Raw genomic sequence first — 867 nt, 5'->3', positions numbered from 1 at the left:
AGAGCGGCTAACAAAACCATGTCATCGCCACATGGCAATTGAGCGTTGTGATGTGCCATGGCACGAAAAAAGATCAACAACGAATTGTGGAAGGCCTTGCAGCCATTGCTGCCGACGGTCGAGCCCTCGCCCAAGGGCGGCCGACCGCGAGTGGACGACCGCGCAGCGCTTGGCGGCATCCTGTTTGTATTGCAAACCGGGATTCCGTGGGAAGACTTGCCCCAGGAACTGGGCTTTGGCAGCGGCATGACCTGCTGGCGCCGACTGCGTGACTGGCAAACCAGCGGTGTCTGGGAGGGACTGCATCTGGCCCTGCTGACCCGCTTGCGTGAGCACGACCAGATCGATTGGAGTCGGGCAAGCATCGATGGCGCAGCAGTGGCCAGCCCCCGGGGGGCCAGCAGACCGGCCCGAACCCCACGGATCGCGGAAAACTCGGCAGCAAACGCCATCTCGTCGTAGATCGGCGCGGCGTTCCCTTGGCGCTGGCCGTAACGGGCGCTAATCGGCACGACTCGATTGTCTTCGAAGCCTTGGTCGATGCAATACCAGCGGTGCCAGGTTTGTCCGGTCGACCGCGAAGCCGTCCGGACAAACTCCATGCCGACAAGGGATATGACTTCGCTCGGTGTCGTCAGCATTTGCGTAAGCGGGGCATCCAGCCACGAATCGCACGCCGCGGCATCGAGAGGAACGACCGCTTGGGCAAACATCGCTGGGTTGTGGAGCGCACGCATGCCTGGCTTGCTGCCTTTGGCAAGCTGCGCATTCGTTTCGAACGGCGTCTCGATATCCATCTCGCTCTGCTAACGCTCGCCTGCGCGGTCATCTGCTCACGATTCGTTGAGCAGTTTTGTTAGCGACTCT

Annotated in this window: 1 protein-coding gene; it reads left to right on the top strand. The window is 61.2% G+C overall.

Annotation, left to right across the window (positions count from 1 at the left end; translation table 11 throughout):
- The first annotated feature begins 57 nt into the window (after positions 1–57).
- Positions 58–860, top strand: a protein-coding gene (locus VSR71_RS34980) for an IS5 family transposase (protein ID WP_159373688.1) whose coding sequence is annotated in 2 segments (ribosomal slippage) — positions 58–385 and positions 385–860 — 804 coding nt in all. Because the reading frame shifts where the segments join, the coding sequence is not laid out codon by codon here.
- Positions 861–867: the final 7 nt, after the last annotated feature.

The organism is Cupriavidus oxalaticus, assembly GCF_038900635.1.
GTDB classification, from domain to species: domain Bacteria; phylum Pseudomonadota; class Gammaproteobacteria; order Burkholderiales; family Burkholderiaceae; genus Cupriavidus; species Cupriavidus oxalaticus_B.
This window is presented reverse-complemented; position numbering and strand designations above follow the sequence as displayed.